17 protein-coding genes are annotated in these 21,005 nt (G+C 71.1%); 15 read left to right on the top strand and 2 right to left on the bottom strand.

From position 1 onward, the window contains the following. Nucleotides 1-6: 6 nt before the first annotated feature. From ABIC30_RS06805 to ABIC30_RS06790, 4 genes are all read left to right on the top strand, one after another. Complete coding sequence (locus ABIC30_RS06805) at nt 7-618, top strand: fumarate hydratase C-terminal domain-containing protein (RefSeq protein ID WP_234083278.1); 612 nt, start codon at nt 7-9, stop codon at nt 616-618. Further along, nucleotides 615-2,339 carry an L-aspartate oxidase gene (locus ABIC30_RS06800; RefSeq protein ID WP_234083277.1) on the top strand — a complete coding sequence of 575 codons (1,725 nt, stop codon included), beginning with the start codon at nt 615-617 and terminating at the stop codon, nt 2,337-2,339. Before ABIC30_RS06805 ends, ABIC30_RS06800 begins: the two co-directional genes overlap by 4 nt. 13 nt (nt 2,340-2,352) lie before the next feature. Further along, complete coding sequence (locus tag ABIC30_RS06795) at nt 2,353-3,978, top strand: thiamine pyrophosphate-binding protein (RefSeq protein WP_234083275.1); 1,626 nt, start codon at nt 2,353-2,355, stop codon at nt 3,976-3,978. Between the two features lie 259 nt (nt 3,979-4,237). Then, nucleotides 4,238-5,242: an ABC transporter substrate-binding protein gene (locus tag ABIC30_RS06790; RefSeq protein WP_103985144.1), complete on the top strand. Its 1,005-nt coding sequence runs from the start codon at nt 4,238-4,240 to the stop codon at nt 5,240-5,242. Between the two features lie 17 nt (nt 5,243-5,259). Here ABIC30_RS06790 and ABIC30_RS06785 read toward each other — a convergent pair whose 3' ends face one another. Next, nucleotides 5,260-6,006, bottom strand: coding sequence for a sulfite exporter TauE/SafE family protein (locus ABIC30_RS06785; protein WP_103985145.1), 747 nt, complete (start codon nt 6,004-6,006; stop codon nt 5,260-5,262). Nucleotides 6,007-6,343: 337 nt separating this feature from the next. Between ABIC30_RS06785 and ABIC30_RS06780 the strand changes: the two genes are divergently transcribed. The 10 genes from ABIC30_RS06780 to ABIC30_RS06735 all read left to right on the top strand — a co-directional run bounded on the left by ABIC30_RS06780 (nt 6,344) and on the right by ABIC30_RS06735 (nt 18,057). Continuing rightward, the gene (locus tag ABIC30_RS06780) at nt 6,344-6,661 is read left to right on the top strand and encodes a UxaA family hydrolase (protein WP_020094921.1); all 318 of its coding nucleotides are present in this window, start codon (nt 6,344-6,346) and stop codon (nt 6,659-6,661) included. Between the two features lie 7 nt (nt 6,662-6,668). Then, nucleotides 6,669-7,949, top strand: a complete 1,281-nt coding sequence (locus ABIC30_RS06775) for a UxaA family hydrolase (RefSeq protein ID WP_326491911.1) — start codon at nt 6,669-6,671, stop codon at nt 7,947-7,949. 136 nt (nt 7,950-8,085) lie between these two features. Then, nucleotides 8,086-9,450 (top strand): cation:dicarboxylate symporter family transporter, encoded by a 1,365-nt coding sequence (locus ABIC30_RS06770; RefSeq protein ID WP_100251796.1) that lies wholly within the window; start codon nt 8,086-8,088, stop codon nt 9,448-9,450. Nucleotides 9,451-9,462: 12 nt separating this feature from the next. Then, nucleotides 9,463-10,404 (top strand): NAD(P)-dependent oxidoreductase, encoded by a 942-nt coding sequence (locus tag ABIC30_RS06765; protein ID WP_234083273.1) that lies wholly within the window; start codon nt 9,463-9,465, stop codon nt 10,402-10,404. A 4-nt stretch (nt 10,405-10,408) separates the two neighbouring features. Further along, nucleotides 10,409-11,398 (top strand): Ldh family oxidoreductase, encoded by a 990-nt coding sequence (locus tag ABIC30_RS06760; RefSeq protein WP_042672188.1) that lies wholly within the window; start codon nt 10,409-10,411, stop codon nt 11,396-11,398. Nucleotides 11,399-11,473: 75 nt separating this feature from the next. Further along, complete coding sequence (locus ABIC30_RS06755) at nt 11,474-12,313, top strand: GntR family transcriptional regulator (RefSeq protein WP_049961882.1); 840 nt, start codon at nt 11,474-11,476, stop codon at nt 12,311-12,313. Nucleotides 12,314-12,402: 89 nt separating this feature from the next. Further along, the gene (sorA, locus tag ABIC30_RS06750) at nt 12,403-13,608 is read left to right on the top strand and encodes a SorA family sulfite dehydrogenase catalytic subunit (protein WP_026605217.1); all 1,206 of its coding nucleotides are present in this window, start codon (nt 12,403-12,405) and stop codon (nt 13,606-13,608) included. A 13-nt stretch (nt 13,609-13,621) separates the two neighbouring features. Further along, nucleotides 13,622-13,954, top strand: coding sequence for a SorB family sulfite dehydrogenase c-type cytochrome subunit (gene sorB, locus ABIC30_RS06745; RefSeq protein ID WP_020094928.1), 333 nt, complete (start codon nt 13,622-13,624; stop codon nt 13,952-13,954). 28 nt (nt 13,955-13,982) lie between these two features. Further along, on the top strand, nt 13,983-15,107 hold the full coding sequence (locus tag ABIC30_RS06740) for a YeiH family protein (protein ID WP_234083272.1): 1,125 nt from the start codon (nt 13,983-13,985) through the stop codon (nt 15,105-15,107). Nucleotides 15,108-15,726: 619 nt separating this feature from the next. After that, a complete protein-coding gene (locus tag ABIC30_RS06735) occupies nt 15,727-18,057 on the top strand; it encodes a putative bifunctional diguanylate cyclase/phosphodiesterase (protein WP_354454504.1) in 2,331 nt (776 codons plus the stop codon). Here ABIC30_RS06735 and ABIC30_RS06730 read toward each other — a convergent pair. Then, the gene (locus ABIC30_RS06730; protein ID WP_331327398.1) at nt 18,046-19,059 is read right to left on the bottom strand and encodes a crotonase/enoyl-CoA hydratase family protein; all 1,014 of its coding nucleotides are present in this window, start codon (nt 19,057-19,059) and stop codon (nt 18,046-18,048) included. The two genes, ABIC30_RS06735 and ABIC30_RS06730, sit on opposite strands and share 12 nt — an antisense overlap. 487 nt (nt 19,060-19,546) lie before the next feature. On the opposite strand from ABIC30_RS06730, the gene ABIC30_RS06725 reads away from it, so the two are divergent. Beyond that, on the top strand, nt 19,547-20,995 hold the full coding sequence (locus ABIC30_RS06725) for a GGDEF domain-containing protein (RefSeq protein WP_331327397.1): 1,449 nt from the start codon (nt 19,547-19,549) through the stop codon (nt 20,993-20,995). Nucleotides 20,996-21,005 lie beyond the last annotated feature (10 nt).

The raw sequence follows: 21,005 nt of genomic DNA, 5'->3' as shown, positions 1-21,005 counted from the left end.
CAGACCGTGGCCCACCACGTCCTCGACATGCCGGCCGGCGAGGCCGAGATCCGGGCGCTCCGGATCGGCGACACCGTCACCCTGCGGCGCTGGCTGTTCGGCATCCGCGACGCGACCCTGATCCACATGTTCGACCGGGACCGCCGCACCCGGCTCGACCTCGACGGCCACGCGGTGATCCACACCGCGCCGAACGTCCACCGCGTCCCGGTCTCCAACGAGGCGCCGGTCGGCTTCGCGCCGTTCTGCATCGGCACCACCACGTCGATGCGCATGGAGCGCTTCACCGACGCGCTGATGGAGCGCGAGGGCGTGCGCCTCATCGTCGGCAAGGGCGGCATGGGGCCGGCGACCCTCGACGCCTTCGCGCGGCGCGGCGGCGCCTACCTGGCGATCGTCGGCGGCGCGGCGGCGCTGGAGACCACCTGGATCGAGACCATCGTGGACGTCGACCTCGACGATCTCCATCCCGAGAGCCTGTGGCAGTTCGCGATCCGCGATTTCGGGCCGCTGCTGGTCGGCATGGATTCGCACGGCGGCTCGCTCTTCGCCGACGTGCAGCGCGACGTGGCCGCCCGGCGCGACGCCGTCATCGCCTCCCTCGAGGAGGCCCGATGAGCCCCGAACAGGTCGAGACCGACATCCTGATCCTCGGCTCCGGCGGGGCCGGGCTGTTCGCCGCGCTCCACGCCAAGAAGGTCGCGCCGGACCTCGACGTCACCGTCGCGGTGAAGGGTCTGCTGGGGAAATGCGGCTGCACCCGCATGGTCCAGGGCGGCTACAACGTGGCGCTGGCGCCGGGCGACTCGGTCGAGCGGCACTTCATGGACACGATCGAGGGCGGCAAGTGGCTGAACGACCAGGCGCTGGCCTGGACGCTCGTGACCGAGGCGCAGGTGCGGATCCGCGAGCTGGAGACCGAGCTCGGCTGCTTCTTCGACCGCAACCCGGACGGCAGCGTCCACCAGAAGGCCTTCGCGGGCCAGACCTTCGACCGGACGGTGCACAAGGGCGACCTGACCGGCATCGAGATTATCAACCGCCTGTCCGAGCAGGTCTGGCGCCGGGACGTGCACCGCCTGGAGGACCACCGCGCCCTGGAACTGATCCCGGCCCGGGACGGCTCGGGGCTGGCGGGCGTGCTGATGCTCGACATGCGCACCGGCGAACCGAAGCTGGTGCGGGCGAAGGCCGTGCTGCTCGCCACCGGCGGCGGGCCGACCATGTACAAGTACCACACGCCGTCGGGCGACAAGTCCTGCGACGGTCTCGCCATGGCTCTGCGCGCCGGGCTGCCGTTGCGCGACATGGAGATGGTGCAGTTCCACCCGACCGGGCTGCTCGCCGGCGCCGGCACCCGCATGACCGGGACGGTGCTGGAGGAGGGCCTGCGCGGAGCCGGCGGCTGGCTCCTCGATTCCACCGGCCAGCGCTTCATGGAGGCCTACGATCCGCGGGCCGAGCGCGCGACCCGGGACGTGGTCAGCCGCTCGATCATGCGGCGGCTGCGCGACGGCTTCGCCACGCCGAGCGGGGGCGTGCACATCCAGATGAGCCATCTCGGCCCCGAGGACGTGCGCCGCCGGTTCAAGGGCATGGTCGAGCGCTGCGCCGATTGCGGCTTCGACCTCGCGGGCGGGCTCGTCGAGGTCATCCCCACGGCCCACTACATGATGGGCGGCCTCCAGTTCGCGGTCGACTGCACCACCGCGCTGCCGCGCCTTTACGCTGCCGGCGAGGATACCGGCGGCGTCCACGGGGCGAACCGGCTGGGCGGCAACGGCGTTGCGAACTCCACGGTGTTCGGGGGGCTGGCCGGCCAGTCCATGGCGCGGGCCGTGACGCGCGAGGGCCGCCTCGCCGAGCCCGATCCCGCCGCCATCGAGGCGGGCCTCGCCCGCGCCTACGGCCCGCTCGGCCGGCCGGCGGAGTCGCTGCCGGAGATCCGCGAGGCGCTCTACGAGACGATGTGGGCCGATGTCGGCATCCTGCGGGACGCGGCCGGGCTGACCCGGGCGCTCGCCACCCTCGACGGGCTCTCCGACGCGGTCGCCCGGGCCGGCGCGCCGGACGGCGACCGCCGCTACGCGCTGACCTGGATGGACCGGCTGAACCTCGAGAACCTCGTGCTGGTCTCCCAGGCGGTCGCCCGGGCGGCGCTCGCCCGCACCGACAGCCGCGGCGCCCATTTCCGCGAGGATTTCCCGGAGGCCTCGGACCTCGCGACCTCGCACTTCACCGTGGTCCGCCAGCGCGGCGGGGCGCTCGACCTCGCGATGGAGCCGGTGCACTTCACGCATGTGCGGCCCGGCGGCTCGCTCCTCGACGCCGCCGCCTGAGGAGAGCCCGTCCATGCAGACCCTGCGCGGCGCCGACATCGTGGCCCGGACCCTGGAGGCGCTCGGCGTCACCCGGATCTTCACCCTGTCGGGCAACCACATCATGCCGGTCTTCGACGCCCTGCTGGAGACCGGGATCAGCCTCATCCACACCCGCCAGGAGGCGGCCTGCGTCCACATGGCCGACGCCTGGGGCCGGCTGACCGGCGAGGTCGGCGTCGCCCTGGTGACCGGTGGGCAGGGCCACACCAACGGCGCGGCGGCGCTCACCACGGCGCTCGCGGCCGAGTCGCCCGTGCTGCTGCTCTCCGGCCATGCGGGCCTGTCGGAGCTCGGGCGCGGCGCCTTCCAGGAACTGGCCCAGGCCGACATCGCCCGGCCGATGACCAAGGCCGCCTGGACCGCCGGGTCGGTCGCCGCCCTCGGGCCGGACCTCGCCCGGGCCTTCCGGATCGCCCGGGAGGGGCGGCCCGGCCCGGTCCATCTGAGCCTGCCGGTCGACCTGCTAGAGACGGCCGTCCCCGCCGCCTCGGTGCGGATCCCGGACCGGGCCGCGGCCGCCATCCGGATCGCCGAGCCGGCGCCGGATCTCGTGGCCGATCTCCTCGCTGCCCTCGCGGGGGCGGAACGGCCGCTGATCGCCTGCGGCCCGGCCCTGTGCGACGCCTCCGGCCGGGCTGCCATGGCAACGCTGGAAGAAACTCTCGGCCTGCCGGTCGTCGGCATGGAGAGCCCGCGCGGGATCAACGATCCGGCGCTCGGCGCCTTCGCGGAGATCCTGGCGCGGACCGATCTCCTCGTGCTCCTCGGCAAGCCGCTCGACTTCACCCTGCGCTTCGGCGCGGCGCCCGCCCTCGCGCCCGACTGCCGCTTCGCCGTCGTCGATCCCGATCCGGCGCTGTTGGCCCGCGCGCCGGCCGACCGCCTCGCCGTCTCGGGCCTCGCCGATCCGCGGCCGGTGCTGGCGGCGCTGACCGCGCGCGCCACCGCCCTCCCCCGCCGGGAGGCCTGGCACCGGGAGGCGCGGGCCGCCCTCGCCTACCGGCCGCCCGCCTGGGCGGAGCTGCGCGGGGGTGGTGCGCGCCTGCACCCGGTGGAGCTGTGCCGGGCGGTCGACGCCTTCCTGGAACGCCACCCCGACGGCACGCTGATCTGCGACGGCGGCGAGATCGGGCAGTGGCCGCAGGCCCTGGTCCGCGCCGGGCGCCGGCTGATCAACGGCGTCTCGGGCACGATCGGCGCGTCGATCCCCTTCGCGATCGCCGCCGCGCTGGAGCGCCCCGGTGCCCCCGTGGTCGCGGTGCTGGGCGACGGCACCTTCGGCTTCCACATGGCCGAGTTCGACACCGCCGTGCGCTATCGAATCCCGTTCGTCGCGGTGGTCGGCAACGACGCGCGCTGGAACGCCGAGCACCAGATCCAGCTGCGCAGCTACGGCCCCGAGCGGACGCGCCACTGCGACCTGCTCCCGACCCGCTACGACGCGGTCGTCCAGGCCCTCGGCGGCTTCGGGGCGCTGGTGACCGAGGCGGCCGAGCTTCCGGCGGCGCTGGAGGCGGCCCAGGCCAGCGGCCTGCCGGCCTGCATCAACGTGATGATCGCGAGCGTGGCGGCGCCGGTGATCCGCCGCCCCGGCTGAGGGGGCGAGCACGATACATGACGGCGACGCCGTCTTGCCGAATGAGGCGCGGGTCCCCTCTCCCGGGCGGGAGAGGGACAGGGTGAGGGATGAGACCTATCCGGACGAGGCGCACCGCGTAGGCGGTTCGAGGGCGGGCTTAATCCTGAACCTTCTCATCCCTCACCCCAACCCTCTCCCGCTCGGGAGAGGGGGCAGGTCGCGCCCGCCACGTGCGCCGGCGCGACGGTCGTGGACCTTGGGCTCAAGGAGGGGAATCATGCGCAGACGCGACGTTCTGGCCGGGGCAGCGGCGTTCCTGGCGAGTCCCGTCCCGGGGCGGGCCGACGAGGTCGGCGCGGTGGCGATCGCCCGCCAGCCGAGCCTCGGCCACCTGCCGCTGATGCTGATGGAGGAGCAGGGCCTGCTCCAGAAGGCCGCGGCCGCCCGCGGCGTGGCGGGGCTCCAGGCGCGCTACCTCACCCTCGCGGGCGGGGCGGCGATGAACGACGCCCTGCTCTCCGGGACGATCCAGTTCGCGGCCGGCGGCGTGCCGCCCCTCGTGCTGCTCTGGTCGAAGACCGAGGGCACCGCCATGGCGGTGAAGGGCGTGGCGGCGATGAACAGCATGCCGCTCCTGATGAACACCAGCAATCCGAAGGTGCACCGGCTCGCCGACTTCACCGACCGGGACAAGATCGCGCTCCCCGCCGTGAAGGTCTCGGTCCAGGCGATGTTCCTGCAGATGGCCGCCGAGAAGGAGCTCGGCGCAGGCCGCCGCAACGACCTCGACCGGCTCACCGTCACCCTCTCCCATCCCGACGGCATGGCGGCGCTCCTCGGGGGCAGCGAGGTGACGGCCCATTTCACCGCCGCGCCGATCCAGGAGCTGGAGCTGCGCCGGCCCGGCATCCGCACGGTGCTGAACAGCTTCGACGTGCTGGGCGAACCCTCGACCTTCAACGTCGTCTGGGCGTCCTCGGCCTTCGCGGGCGCCAATCCCCGTGTCGTCGCGGCTTTCAACGCCGCCCTGGACGACGCGCTCGCCGCGATCACGGCCGATCCGTCGGAGGCGGCGCGCGCCTACGTGCGGCTCGCCCGCAACGGGAGCGATGTCGGGCTGATCACCGAGATCCTGAAGGACCCGCAGGTCTCCTTCACGGCGACGCCCCGGGCGGTCGGAAAGGTCGCCGACTTCATGGCCCGCACCGGCACGATCCGTCGCCGGCCGGAGAGCTGGAAGGACCTGTTCTTCGCGGGCGTCCACGACAAGGCGGGCAGCTGACGCCCCACCGGCCGCGCTCAGTTCTGCAGCAGGCCGGGCAGCGCCAGGGCCGTCGTGGTCAGGCCGATCGCGGCGAGCAGCGCGAGGACGAGCGTGCGGAAGCGGCGCTGGTCGATCCGGGCGAACAGCGAGAGCCCGGCGAGCACGCTCACCAGCACCACCGGCAGCGCCAGGGCGAGGTCGCCGAGGAGCTCGGGCGGCAGCGGATCGAGATAGACGAGGATCGTCAGGGCCCAGACCTGCATCACCAGGGTGAAGGACTGGTAGACCGCCCGCTGGGTGCGCGGATCCCAGCCGCGCACGAGGCTCCAGGCCGTCGGCAGGGCGCCGGACAGGCCGGCGATCCCGCCCAGCACGCCGCCCAGGAAGCCGATCGCGCCGTCACTCCAGCGATTGCCGAAGCCGACCCGGTAATCGGCGCGCAGCAGCGCGACGCCGCCGCTGTAGAGGACAAGGAAGGCGCCGATCGCGACCTTGATGAAGCGCGGATCGAGATCATGCAGCAGGTGGATGCCGATCGGCGCGCCGACGATGCCCGGCAGGATCATCGCGAAGGCGGTGCCCCGCGGCGGCCAGGTCCGCAGGCGCAGGATCGAGATCACCTGCGAGAGGATGCTGCAGACGAGCACCAGGGCGGTCGCCTCCACGGGCGTGCGGATCGACAGCAGCGTGCCGGAGGCGATCAGCGCGAAGGCGAAGCCCGTCAGGCCCGAGATCACGCCGGCGCAGCCGACGCACAGGATCAGGAGAAGCGTCTCGTTCACCGGGGGCGCCCGGCCCGGCCGATCCCATCCGCGCGCACACCCGCCATTCTCGTCCTCCCGGCCCGCGTCCCGCCGGGGCGGGCTCTCTTTCCATGTATCTTATATAAGACTTGTTCGACTGAGCAAGGCACATGCCTCTGCGGCGCGACAGGGTCGGCCCTCCGGATCCGGCTCGCGACCTCCCACCGCCACAGAGGAGGAGGGGGCGCTCGGTGCCGTCCCCGAACCAGTGAAATCACCCGCACCCCTCGATCACCCGTTGACGCCGGACACCTCATTGGTCTTATATAAGACCAGTCGCCGCCGAGAAGCCGACGACGCAGATCAGGAGGACCGCATGAGCAGCCACGCCGCGTCCGGCGCGGGGCGCCGCAAGCCGCATCTTCTCGCCCATTCCCCCCAGGACAACGTCGCCGTCGCGGTGATCGAGGGCCTGAGCGCGAGCACCGACGCCTTCGGGGTGGTCACCGAGAACGACAGCACCTTCGAGGTCCATGTCCGCCACGACATCCCGATCGGCCACAAGGTCGCGCTCACCGACCTGAAGGCCGGCGACACGGCCATCAAGTACGGCCAGGACATCGGCAAGGTCATCAAGGACGTCGCCAAGGGCGAGCACGTCCACGTCCACAACGTCAAGACGAAGCGCTGGTGAGGTGACGATGTTCAAGGAAGCCGCTCAGCTCGAACACGAGATCGCCACCCCCTTCGTCGGCGGTGCGCCCGATCAGTTCGCCACCAAGGCGCTCGCGACCGGGCGCGCCTCGGAGAACTACACCTCCGCCACCTTCATGGGCTGGCGCCGGGAGAACGGCCGGGTCGGCGTGCGCAACCACGTCGTGCTCCTGCCGCTGGACGACCTGTCCAACGCCGCCTGCGAGGCGGTCGCCAACAATGTGAAGGGCACGATGGCGCTGCCCCACGCCTACGGCCGGCTCCAGTTCGGCGAGGACCTGGACCTCCACTTCCGCACCCTGATCGGCATCGGCTCGAACCCGAACGTCGCCGCCGTCGTGGTGATCGGCATCGAGGACCAGTGGACCAACCGCGTGGTCGAGGGCATCGCCAAGACCGGCAAGCCGGTCGTCGGCTTCGGCATCGAGGGCCACGGCGACATCGCGATCGTCGCCAGGGCGAGCTACCAGGCCAAGCGCTTCGTGCAGTGGGCCACCGAGCTCCAACGCGAGGAATGCCCGATCGCCGACCTCTGGGTCTCGACCAAGTGCGGCGAGTCCGACACCACCACCGGCCTCGCCTCCTGCCCCACCGTCGGCAACATGTACGACAAGCTGATCCCGCACGGGATCTACGGGGTGTTCGGCGAGACCTCGGAGATCACCGGCGCGGAGCACCTCTGTCGCGAGCGGGCGATCAGCCCGGAAGTCTCCGACAAGTGGTACACGATGTGGAAGGCCTACCAGGACGACGTGATCGAGGCCCACAAGACCGACGATCTCTCGGACTCGCAGCCGACCAAGGGCAACATCGCGGGCGGCCTCACCACGATCGAGGAGAAGGCGCTCGGCAACCTCGAGAAGATCGGCCACGAGTGCCGGTTCATCGACGCGCTGCAGCCCGCGGAGGCGCCCGCCAAGGGGCCCGGCCTGTACTTCATGGACACGTCCTCGGCGGCGGCCGAGTGCGTCACCCTGATGGCGGCGGCCGGCTACGTGGTGCACACCTTCCCGACCGGCCAGGGCAACGTCATCGGCAACCCGATCGTCCCGGTGATCAAGATCACCGGCAATCCCCGGACCGTGCGGACCATGGGCGAGCATATCGACGTCGACGTCTCGGGTGTGCTCACCCGTGAGATGACGATCCCGCAGGCCGGCGACGCGCTCATCGACATGGTGGTGCGCACCGCCAACGGCCGGCTCACGGCGGCCGAGTCCCTCGGCCACCGGGAATTCGTGATGACGAAGCTCTACCGCAGCGCCTGACGCACAAGTCCCGCGCCCGCGGACCGCGATCCGGTCCGCGGGCGCGGCCCCGACGCCACGGGGTCAGGACCACGCCGGAGCGCACGACCGCGGGGGAAACCGCGGCGGCCTCCGTCCCGTCATTCTGGAGGAACGCATGAGGCTGCTTCGGTCGATCTACGGCCAGGTCCTGCTCGGCATCGCGCTGGGCATCGCGGTCGGGGTGGTGGCCCCCGATTTCGCCGTGGGCTGCAAGATCCTCGGCGACATGTTCATCAACCTGATCAAGATGATCGTCGCCCCCGTGATCTTCTGCACGGTCGTGGTCGGCATCGCGCATGTCGGCGACATGAAGAGCGTCGGCCGGATGGGCCTGAAGACCATCCTGTACTTCGAGGTCGCCACGACCGTGGCGCTCGCCGCGGGCCTCCTGTTCGTCAACCTGCTGCGGCCGGGCGACGGCGTGAACGCCACGGTCGACAGCCTCGACGCCAAGCTGGTCGCCGGCATCGCCGGCAAGGCCCACGCGCAGTCGCCGATGGAGATCGTCGCCAACATCATCCCGCACAGCGCGGTCGACGCCTTCGCCAAGGGCGACCTGATCCAGGTGATGTTCTTCTCGGTGCTCGTCGGCATGGGTCTGGCGATGCTCGGCCGGCGCGGCGAGTTCCCGCTCAAGGTGGTCCACGCCTTCGGCGACGTGCTGATGAAGGTCGTCGGCCTGATCATGCACTTCGCGCCGATCGGAGCCTTCGGGGCGATGGCCTTCACCATCGGCAAGTTCGGGCTCGGCATCCTCGCCCAGTACGGGATGCTGATCGTCTCCCTCTACCTGACCTTCATCGTGTTCATCGCGGTCTTCCTCGGCGGCGTGATGCGCTTCTACGTCGGCCTGAGCCTGTGGAAGCTGTTCCGCTACAGCCGGGAGGAGCTGTTCATCCTGCTCGGCACCACGAGCTCGGAATCGGTGCTGCCGCGGATCATGGCCAAGCTCAACGGCCTCGGGGTCGACAAGAGCGTCACCGGCCTCGTGATGCCCGCCGGCCTGTCCTTCAACATGGACGGCTCGTGCATCTACCTGACCATGGCGATCGGCTTCATCGCCCAGGCTCTCAACGTGCCGCTGACCTGGGAGCAGGAGCTCGGCATCCTCGCCATCGCGCTGGTGACCTCGAAGGGCGTGGCAGGCGTGGCCGGCGCCATCCTGTTCGTGCTCGCCGCGACGCTCCAGGCCTCGCAGCTCCTGCCGGTGGCGGGCATCGCCCTGATCATCGGGGTGGACCGCATCCTGAACGAGCTGCGCTGCGTGACCAACGCGGTCGGCAACATGGTGGCGACCCTCGTGATCGCCCGCTGGGAGGGCAAGATCGACCTCGCCCACGCCCGGGCGGTGCTCGACGGCCGCATCACCCCGAACCTCGACCTTCTCGACGACGAGGACGAGGCGGCGGACGCGATCCCCGCCCGCGAGCCGGCGGCGGCCTCGCGCCGCCCCCTCCCCGCTGCCGTGCCGGCGACCTGAGAAGGATCCTCCATGCCCAAGGTCATCATCAGCGAGTTCATGGACGAGGCCGCGATCGCGGCCGAGCTCGCCGGCCTCGACGTGCAGTACGATCCCGGCCTCGTCGACCGGCCCGGGGACCTCGCCGCCGCCGTGGCCCGGGCCGACGCCCTGATCGTGCGCAACCGGACCCAGGTCCGCGGCCCTCTGCTCGACGCCGCCCGCGACCTCAAGGTCGTCGGCCGCCTCGGCGTCGGCCTCGACAACATCGACGTCCCGGCCTGCCGGGCGCGCGGCATCGCGGTCTACCCGGCCACCGGCGCCAACGACGGCGCGGTCGCCGAGTACGTGGTCGCCACCGCGATGCTGCTCCTGCGCGGCGCCTACGGGGCGAGCGCCGCCGTCGCCGCCGGCGCGTGGCCGCGCAACGCCCTGATGGGCCGCGAGATCGCCGGCAAGCGCCTCGGCCTCGTCGGCTTCGGGTCGATCGCCCGCGAGACTGCCCGGAGGGCGGCGGCCCTCGGCATGACGGTCGCCGCCCACGACCCCTTCGTGGCCGCGGGCGACCCGGCCTGGAACCCGGCCTACGGCCCCGTGCAGAGCCAGGCGCTCGACGCGCTGATCGCGCAGAGCGACGTGCTCTCGCTGCACGTGCCGCTCACCGATCAGACCCGCGGGTTGATCGACGCGGCGGCGCTGGCCCGGATGCCTGCGGGCGCGATCCTGATCAACGCGGCCCGCGGCGGGGTGGTGGACGAGGCCGCCGTGGCGCAAGCCCTGCGCTCCGGCCATCTCGGCGGCGCGGCGCTGGACGTGTTCGACCGGGAGCCCCTCGACGCGGCGGCGGGCGCCGTCTTCGCCGACGTGCCGAACCTGATCCTCACGCCGCACATCGCCGGGGTGACGCAGGAATCGAACGTGCGCGTCTCCGCCGTCACGGCCGCGGCCGTCCGCCGCCATCTCACGGAGCGCTGAGCCGATGCCGAACCTGACCCTGTCGGAGGCCGAGGCCCTCGCCGCCGACGCCCTCGTCCGCTGCGGCACGGCCGAGGCCGCGGCCCGGAGCGTCGCCCGCGCCCTGGTCGGCGCCGAGGCGGACGGGCTCAAGGGCCACGGCCTGTCGCGGGTCGCGCCCTACGCGGCGCAGGTGCGTGCCGGGAAGGTCGCGGGCGACGCGGTCCCGCTTGCGTCGCGCCCGCGGCCGGGCCTGCTCGCGATCGACGCCGCCCACGGCTTCGCCTACCCGGCGATCGACCTCGCCCTGGAGGCGCTGCCGGGCGTCGCGCGCCAGCAGGGCGTGGCGGCGGCGGGCATCCGCCGCTCACACCATTGCGGCGCGGCCGGCCGCCCGGTCGAGGCCCTGGCCGAGCAGGGCTGCGTCGCCCTGCTCTTCGCCAACACGCCCGCCGCGATGGCCCCCTGGGGCGGGCGTCAGGCGGTGTTCGGCACCAACCCGCTGGCCTTCGCCTGCCCGCTGCCGGGCCGCGCGCCGATCGTGGTCGACCTCGCCCTGTCGAAGGTGGCCCGCGCCAACATCGTCGGGGCGGCCAAGCGCGGCGAGCCGATCCCCGAGGGCTGGGCCCTCGACGCGGAGGGACGCCCGACGACCGACGCCACGGCCGCCCTCGACGGCACCATGGTGCCGCTGGGCGACGCCAAGGGGACGGCGCTCGCCCTGATGGTCGAGCTGCTGGCCGCCGGGCTCGTCGGCGCGCGCTTCGCCGGTGAAGCCTCCTCGTTCCTCGACGCCGCGGGCGACCCGCCGGGCACCGGGCAGCTGATCCTCGCCCTCGACGCTTCGGCGCTCAGCCCGGACGCGCCGGAGCGCTTCGCGGCGCTGGCCGGCGCGATCGAGGCGCAGGACGGCGCCCGGCTCCCGGGCAGCCGCCGGCTCGGGCTCCGCCGCCGGGCCGCTGAGGCGGGCCTCGACGTGGCCGAAGCCCTCGTGGCCGAGATCCGGGCGCTGTGAGGCGTAACGCCTGTGCGGAGGAAGAACCCGTGATTGCTCCCGTCGGCAGGGCGACGTAAGCGAGAGGAGGGAGAGGTGCTGGACACAACCTTCGACGCTCTACCCACGGATGGGGCTCTGCGTCGTCACGCGATGGAACGGTCAGGCGAAGGGCAGGCAGGTTCGGGGCGCGCAGACTCGGGGCGCGCAGACTCGGGACGCGCCGGCGCGGTCGGCTTCCGCCCGCTCTACCGGCAGGTCTACGACACGCTGCTGAAGCGCCTGGCCGACGCGGTCTGGCAGCCCGGCCAGATCCTTCCGAGCGAGGGGCAGCTCGCCGCCGAGCTGGGCGTCAGCCAGGGGACGGTGCGCAAGGCGCTCGACGCGCTCACCGCCGACAGCCTGCTGGTGCGCCGCCAGGGCCGCGGGACGTTCGTGGCCGACCACGACGACAAGCAGAGCGTCTTCCGCTTCCTGAAGCTGCGGCCGGACGGCGACGGCACCGGCATGCCCACGAGCCGGGTCACGGGGATCGCGGAGGCGGCCGCCAGCGCCGACGAGCGCGGGCGGCTCGACCTCGTGCGGTCCGCCCGCGTGGTCCGGATCGAGCGCGTGCGCGCCGTCGACGCCAAGCTGTGCGTGGTCGAGACGATCAGCGTGCCCGCCGGCCTGTTCCCGGGCATCGCCCAGATCGAGCTGCCGAACACCCTCTACAGCCTCTACGCCACCCGCTACGGCATCACGATCGCCACCGCCAACGAGCGCCTGAAGGCCGTGGCGATCGGGCCCCGCGAGGCCGAGCTGCTCCAGGTGCCCGCCGGAACCCCCGCCCTCGAGATCGACCGCGTCGCCATCGACCTCGAGGAGCGGCCGGTCGAGTGGCGCCTCTCGACCTGCCTGACGCAGGACATCCACTACCTCTCGGTCCTTCGCTGACCGGGATCCCCCGACGCGCCGCCTCGCAGTCGAAGGCGGGGCGCGCCGAACCGGACCTCCGCTGCCACAGCCTGAACGGGGAGCGCGCGATGACCGATCGCGGAAGACGGGACTTCATGCGGCTGAGCGCCCTCGGCGCCCTCGCCGCGCTCGGGGGCGTGCCGCGCGCACGGGCGGCCGACGGGGGGACGCTGCCCTTCGGCAACGGCGAGCGGCCGCTCGTGGCCTATCCGGGCAAGCGGCCGCTCCTGCAGATGACCGCGCGCCCGCCGCAGCTGGAGACGCCGTTCGCGGTCTTCGACGGGGGCGCGATCACGCCGAACGACGCGTTCTTCGTCCGCTACCACCTCGCCGACATCCCGACCGAGATCGACCCGCAGGCCTTCCGCGTCGCCGTGACCGGGCAGGTCGAGCGCCCGCTCTCCCTGTCGCTCGCCGACCTCAAGGCGATGCCCCAGACCGAGATCGTCGCGGTCAACCAGTGCTCGGGCAATTCCCGCGGCTTCTTCGAGCCGCGCATCGCCGGCGGCCAGCTCGCCAACGGCGCCATGGGCTGCGCCCGCTGGACCGGCGTGCCGCTCAAGACGGTGCTCGACCGGGCCGGCGTGAAGGCCGGCGCCGTGCAGGTCGCCTTCAACGGCCTCGACGGGCCGGTCCTGCCCGAGACGCCGGACTTCGCCAAGGCGCTGACCCTCGACCACGCCCGGGACGGCGCGGTGCTGCTCGCCTGGGGCATGAACGGGCAGGACCTGCCCTGGCTCAACGGCTTCCCGCTCCGCCTCGTGGTGCCGGGCTACTACGGCACCTACTGGGTCAAGCACCTCGACAGCATCGCCGTCCTCGATCACCCCTTCGAGGGCTTCTGGATGAAGACGGCCTACCGCATCCCCGACAATCCCTGCGCCTGCACCGAGCCCGGCAAGGCGCCGGACAGGACCGTCCCGATCGGCCGCCTCAACGTCCGCTCCTTCCTGACGAACCTGACCGACGGCGCGCCGGTGAAGGCGGGTCCGGTCGCCCTGCGGGGCATCGCGTTCGACGGCGGCTCGGGCATCCGGGACGTCGCGGTCTCGGCCGACGACGGCCGGACCTGGAGCGCGGCCCGGCTCGGCCAGGATCTCGGCCCCTACGCCTTCCGCACCTGGACCGCGGAGGTCGATCTCGCGCCGGGCGCCCACGCCCTGCGCGTGCGGGCCACGGGCAACGACGGCGCGACCCAGCCGATGGAGCCGCGCTGGAACCCCGCCGGCTACATGCGCAACGTCGTCGAGACGACCCGCGTGCGCGCGGCCTAGAGGGAGGATCGGCATGTTCAGCACCCGCCCACCCCGCGCGTCGGTCGTCGCGATCGCCGCCGCGCTGGCCGCGACACCCGCGCTGGCCGCGCCCGAGACCTACGCGCTGCCGGAGCCGACGGCGCAGTTCCGGCCGGCCCCGGACGCCGCGCACGCGGCCGGCTTCCAGGCCGCGCAGGAGAACTGCCTGACCTGCCACTCGGCCGACTACGTCGCCATGCAGCCGCCCCGGAAGGGGCAGGCGTTCTGGGACGCCGAGGTCGCCAAGATGATCAAGGTCTACCGGGCGCCGATCACGGAGGAGCAGGCCCGGGCCATCGCCGGCTATCTCGGCGCGGCCTACTGAGCGCCGAGACCGGGCAGGAGGTCGCGCGATGACCGTCAGAACCGCCGTGCCGGACCGGTCCGGGGCCGCGCCGACCGGGTCGCGGGGGGCCTCCGCCTGGGCCGGGGCGGCCGGCACCCTGCTCCCGGGCCTGCTCCTGTGCCTGGGCATCACCGCGGTGGCGCAGGCTCTGCAGGCCGGCGAGGAGCACCTGACCGGCCATCCCTACGTCGAGGCGCTGGTGCTGGCCATCCTGCTGGGGACGGCCGTGCGGACCGCCTGGGTGCCGGGCGCGCGCTTCAAGGCCGGGATCGCCTTCTCGGCCAAGCAGGTGCTGGAAGTGGCCGTCACGCTGCTCGGCGCCGCGGTCAGCCTCGGGGCGATCGTCGCCTCGGGCCCGGCGCTGCTGGCCGGCATCGTCGGGGCGGTGGCGCTGACCATCCTGGCGAGCTGCGCGCTCTGCCGCGCCCTGGGCCTGCCGGTGCGCATGGCGCTGCTGATCGCCTGCGGCAACGCCATCTGCGGCAACTCGGCGATCGCCGCGGTGGCGCCGGTGATCGGGGCGGACAACCGGGACGTGGCGGCGGCCATCGCCTTCACGGCGGTGCTGGGCGTGCTGATGGTGCTGGGCCTGCCGCTGTTCGTGCCGCTCGTCGGCTTCAGCGAGCACCAGTACGGCGTGCTCGCGGGCCTGACCGTCTACGCGGTGCCGCAGGTGCTGGCCGCGACCGTCCCGGTGGGCCCGCTCGCCACGCAGGTGGGCACACTCGTCAAGCTGGTCCGGGTGCTGATGCTCGGGCCGGTGGTGCTGGCGCTCTCGCTCCTCGCCCCGCGCCTGCCGGCGGCGGGAGCGACCGCCGAGCCTGCTGGGGGAAGCGCCCCCGGGAGCGCCCGGCGCCGGCCCGGCTTCTTCAAGCTGGTCCCGTGGTTCATCCTCGGCTTCCTGGCCCTGGCGAGCCTGCGCTCGCTCGGGCTGATCCCGGACGCCTGGGTCGCGCCGATCTCCCGCCTCGCCGGCTTCCTCACCATCGTGTCGATGGCCGCGCTCGGCCTCGGGGTGGACGTGCGCGTGCTGGCCCAGGTCGGCGGCCGGGTCACGGTGGCGGTCACCGCCTCGCTCCTCGTGCTGCTGGCCATCGCCGTCCTGCTCATCCGCGGCCTCGGGATCGGCTGAGCCGGTCGCCGGCGGCGCGCCGCACCCGCCGGCGTCCACGCGCGGGTGGCCCGGACTCCGCGAGCGCAATCGCGCCGGGGAAGCGGCTCACACGCAACGGTGGCGGTCGCGCACGGCGGACAGCGATGTCGCCCGCCCGGGAGCGTGAAAGTCCCCGACGAGACGACATCATCCGGGCACCGATGCGGACGTCGAGCGCGCAACGGGATCAGCGGTGCCACGATGCCGCCGGGGCAGGATCGCGCGATCGCCGCGACGTCTGACGAACAGGCAGACGTCTTCGCGCCGAACGCGGCCGAGCAAGACGACAGCTCCGAATGTGGGGTGTCCGCGGCGCAACGCCCGACGGGATATGAGTGAACCCTCCCCGTCCGTCCCGTCCATACATGCGCCGGACTGCCCGGCGCGGCACCGATATTCGGCTTCGTGAACGACGGAGATCACCGAATATTTGCGCAGAGGAGACAAATATTCGAAGCAGAGATTTGCCTCGCGCGCGCCGTTAACCACGGTTTTCAATATTTCTGAAATTCGAGGCCGCTAATATGCGGATATAACCTGGGATTGAACTGCTAAAATGATCACCCCCTCGACGAGAGCGAAGTAGCGAGACGCCGCGTTGGGACTGTATTCCAAGCTGCGGGCCGCACTCGCTGAAGATGCCCTCCTCGCGCGCGGCGTGAAGCGCTCGCTCGTCGACGGGCTGTATCAGCCCTTCGCGTCGCTCGCGGTCGGCGCCGCGTCCGGGACGATCGTCGCCACGGCCGCGGCGTTCTGGTCCGACGATCGCGCGATCACGGTGACCGCGTTCGCGGTCGGCCTGATCGGCCTCACCCGCATCGTGCTCGCTCGGATCTACCTGACGAAGGGGCCGCAGAAGCACGATCGTTACGAGCTCTGGGAGACCTACTTCTCCCTCGGCGCGTTCGCCTACGCCGCGTCGCTCGGCATCCTGTCGTTCCTCATCACGACGCGGTCGTCCAACCTCGCGCTCCAGGTCATCACCCCCACGTTCACGATCGGTTACGCCGCGGGCATCTCGGGCCGCAATGCGGGCCGCCCCCTGCTGGCCATCGCGCAGGTACTCCTGTCGGCGATGCCGCTGTCGGCGGGCCTGCTCGTGTCGGGCGACGGCGAGCGGGCCTCGCTCGGCATCCTCTCGCTCCTGTTCGCCTACGGCATGATCGACATCACGCTCAGCACGCGCGAGATCATCGTGTCGGCCCTGGTGACGACGCGCGAGAAGGAGGCGCTCGCCGAGAAATTCCAGGCCCAGGCGAATCTCTTCGACATCGCGTTGCGCAACATGTCGCACGGACTGTGCATGTTCGACGCGCGCGGCCGGCTCCAGGTCTGGAACGACCAGTTCCTCTCGATATCGGGCATTCCCTCGAACCGCATCCACACCAATTCGACGGCCAAATCGCTGTACGCATTGAGCCGCGCCATCATCGATGAGCGGACCGCGGGGCGCGGCGCGACGCTCTCGACATTCTCGGCGGCGTCGAACGCGTTGAGGTCGGGAAACCTGGTCCTGATCCTCCCCGACGATCGCGTGGTCTCCCTGATGCAGCGGCGGACCGCCGAGAAGGGCTACGTGATCATCTTCGAGGACATCACCGAGCGGCGTCGGAGCGAAGCCCGCATCCAGCAGATGGCGCGTTACGACGATCTGACGGGCCTGCTCAATCGCAGCAGCTTCAAGGCCAAGGTCTCCCAGGCGCTGAAAGCCAGCGCCAGCAGCAAGGGCGATTTCGCGGTCCATCTGCTCGATCTCGACCACTTCAAGGTCATCAACGACACGCTGGGGCATCCGGCCGGAGACAGATTGTTGCAGATGGTGGCGGACCGGCTGCGCGGGATCGGGGCGCTGTCCGGATCGGTCGCCCGCCTCGGCGGCGACGAGTTCGTCATCGTCCAGCAATCCGTCACGTCGCCGGCCGTCGCGGAGGATCTCGCGCAGCGCGTCCTGCACGAGCTGGAGCGACCTTTCGATATCGACGGCACTCACGTCACGGTCGGCGCCTCGATCGGCATCGCGATCGCCCCGTTCCATGCCAACGACGAGGACAGGCTGCTGAAATGCGCCGATATCGCCCTCTACGCCATCAAGGGGGCCGGCAGGAGCGGGTTCAAGATCTTCCAGCACGAGATGGAAGCGGCCACGCGCGCGCGGCACGCCCTCGAGTCCGATCTCCGGGCCGCCCTGACCAACGGCGAACTGGAGCTGCACTATCAGCCGATCGTCGACGCGAGCACCGGGGCGATCGTGAGCTGCGAGGCCCTGCTTCGGTGGCAGCACCCCGTCTCCGGCTACATCCCGCCGTCGGACTTCATCCCGGTGGCCGAGGACACGGGGCTCATCGTCCAGCTGGGCGACTGGGTTCTGAACGAAGCGTGCCGCGAGGCCCGGAACTGGCCGTCGACCGTGAGCGTCGCGGTCAACATGTCGCCGCGTCAGTTCGGTGATCCGCAGCTGGCCTTCCACGTCATCGGCGCGCTGAACCGCTCCGGCCTCCCGGCGCATCGCCTGGAGCTCGAGATCACGGAGAGCGTGACGCTGGGCGCGACGCACAAGATCGTCGAGACCATCCGCACGCTCCGCCAGCTCGGGATCCGCCTGTCGATCGACGATTTCGGAACCGGTTACTCGTCCCTGAGCTCCCTGAGAAACTTCGCCTTCGACAAGCTGAAGATCGACCGGTCGTTCGTGTGGGACCTGGACAGGAAGGCCGAGTCGACCGCGATCATCCGGGCGATCGTCGGGATGGGTAGGAGCATCGGGATGGCCATCGTCGTCGAGGGCGTCGAGACGGAGACGCAGCTCTCCATCCTCCGGGCCGAGGGCTGCGATCTGATCCAGGGCTACGTGTTCAGTCGTCCGGTCGCCGCATCCCAGATCCGGGCCATGCTCGCGGCCGCGGAGCCCGTGACGAAGCTAGCGAGCTGACGCCGCCAGTCCCCGCGCGGTCACCGTGCGGGCCTGAGCGGCCTGGGCTTTTCCCCTGAGCCTGTCCTGCGCCAGGACGAGCCGCTCCATGATGCTCAGATCCCTGTCCGTGAGATTCATCGCGGCGGCCGCCCAGACCGAGACGATCTTTCTCAGTTCCTCCAACGATATGCGATTGACCTCCCGGGCGGCTCGATAGATCGCCTGCTGCCCGTTGCGGCGCCGGTGGTTGCCGGCGATGTACGCGCGCACGGCCGCTTCGCCCTGGCCACGCTCGGCGAGGACGTGAACGATTCCCAGTTCGTGCATCTCCTCCGCGGTGTAGGTTCTCCCATCGAGGATCATCTCCTGAGCCCTGATGGTCCCCAGACGCCGGGCGAGGAAGCTGTAGGCCCCCATACCGGGGAAGAGCCCGAAGAGGATCTCCGGGAAGCCGAACTTGGTGCCCTTCTCGGCGATGATCACGTCGAACGAGAGCAGGCCCTCGAACCCCCCGCCCAGCGCGTCGCCCTGAACGAGGCCGATCGTGATGATCGGCAGGTTCAGCGCGTTCATGTTGCGATGAAGAACATCGACGCACGCGTTGCCGTAACCGACCAGCGCGGCCTCGTCGCCCGCGCGGATCTTGCTCGCGAACAGGCTCAGATCACCGCCGAGACTGAACACGCCGGGAAATCGTGAACCGAAGACAAAGTAGTTCAGGTCGAGGCTGCCGTTGCCGAAACCGCGCTCGATGCCATCCTGCAGGCGGCTGAAGTCGGCCAGCATCTCGGGATTCTGGCACGGGCGGCCCTGCGGGCGCATGAAGGCCCACAGGGTGCTGGTGTCGGTTTCGAGATTGACTTCGATCTGAGCGAGTTCGGAAAGGCCGTGGTCGGGAGACGAGACGGTCGGCGCGATCCGCTTCTCGCTCGGCCGCCGCGCGGCCGTCGGACGCCGTCGCAGCGGCACAGGACCAGGGTATGGCACCAAGTCTTTGGCGAGACCTGTAATAGACGCCATCGTATTCGGATCCGTTAAGTGATCCTTAACCGTATCTCAGCCGGCGTTGCGGAGCTAGGCAGCCGGAGCGGCCCTCCTCAGATAATTAAGCTTTGGTTAATGCCGGCCCTTTAGCCACCTTTGCTTGCGAGGCGGGCCTCTCCGGACGAGAGGCCCGCCGACGCCCCGGCGGCTGCCCTGACCCTCGACCTCCACGGCCTCGACGGCGCCGGCTCGGTCCGGCGGGATCGCGGACGGCAGGCGTGAAGCGGCACGCCCGCCGCTTCCGCGCGAGACCGGGTCCGCCGCGGGGACGCGCGGTCAACCGCGCGACGGACGCCTCAGCGGCACCCCGTAACGGCTCCGATCTCCGATCATGCGAGTCGGCGCAATGCTCGCTGCGCCGATCGCCGATCATGACGATTGCTGTCTCCATCCCCAGCAGTTGTATTATAGACGAGTAGCATACCAATAGTTGCACAATATTATCTGTTCGTTATAAATTTTCATGTCTATCGAGACCATGATCCGAGAGCGATCCGACGACGAGAGCGACGAGAAGCCGGCACTCTATCTATGGTTGACGACAGCGTTTCTCTATTTCTGCACCGCAGCTTCGACACTGAGCCTGGCCAGTAGCGGACACGACATCGCTGCCCTATGGCCGGCCAATGCCATTCTGGTCGCCCTGCTGCTCTCCCATGACAGGGTCCGATCGGGCACGGTGCTGAGCGCCGGACTGGCCGCGAACATCGCGGCCAATGTCCTGACGCGGGGGACTTTGATCGGCCCCTTCCTGTACAGTCTCGCCAACCTCGCCGAGGTGATGTTGGCCGTCCGTCTCCTGCGAAGGACCTACGAGCAGGACGCCCTGCTGCAATCCACGAGATCCGCCCTGCGGTTCCTCGCGATCGCGGGATTGCTGGCACCGGCCGCGAGCGGCGTCCTGGGAGGCTTGACGGCGCATCTCGTCTTCGGCCAGCCCCTGTTGCGCTCGTTCGGCACCTGGGTCGCGAGCGACGGCCTGGGACTCATCGTCTTCACGCCCTTCCTGCTCTCGCTGTTCCGAGGCGATTACGCGCGTGCGCTCGCGGAGCGGAGCTGGCGGGACCGGCTCGAAGCGGCCGCCTTGCTCGTCCTCGCAGGTTCGGTCGCGTACGCGACCTTCTTCTGCACCAGCCGCCCCTTGCTGTTCCTGATCTTCCCGCCCCTCATCCTGATCGCTTTCCGGCTGGGCCGCCTGGGTGTCACCGCGGCCGTGATGGTCGTGGCCGTCATCGGAGGCGTCGCCACGATGTACGGTCGCGGGCCGATGGTCCTGATCGCGGCCGACGCCGTCACGCAGGCGCAGGCGTTCCAGGTGTTTCTGGCCTTCATCCTGCTGACCTGCCTGCCCGTCGCGGCGGAGGTCTCCGCGCGGGCGCGGCTCACGGCCGAGCTGGCCGCGCACGATCGGGAGATGACGAGGAGCGCCTTCACCGATTCCCTGACAGGACTGCTCAACCGGGCAGGTTTCGAGCATCAGATCGAGACCATCCTGCCCGTCAGGGCGCTGCCGCCCGTCAGCCTGATCGCGATCGACGTGGATCATTTCAAGCAGATCAACGACCGCTGGGGGCATCCGGCGGGCGATCGCGCGCTCGAGACTCTCGGATCGCTGCTCGCGTCGCAGATCCGCCCGGGGGATCTGGTCGCGCGCCTCGGCGGCGACGAGTTCGTGATCCTTCTCCGCGAGAGCGATCTCGCGCGCGCCCGGGCGGTGTGCGAGCGGATCCGCGCGAGCGCACGCGCCGCGGCATTCTCGACCAGTGCCGGGTCCGAGGCGCCGGTCAGCCTGAGCATGGGCTTGGCCGTCGCGCGCGTGGGCGAGGGCTACGAAGCGCTGGCTCAGCGGGCCGACAGCGCTCTGTACGAGGCGAAGCACGCCGGCCGCGACGCCCTGCGATGGGCCGCCTGACTCCGGGATC

The sequence above is a fragment of the Methylobacterium sp. 1030 genome (assembly GCF_040544715.1).
Lineage (GTDB): Bacteria > Pseudomonadota > Alphaproteobacteria > Rhizobiales > Beijerinckiaceae > Methylobacterium.
This window is presented reverse-complemented; position numbering and strand designations above follow the sequence as displayed.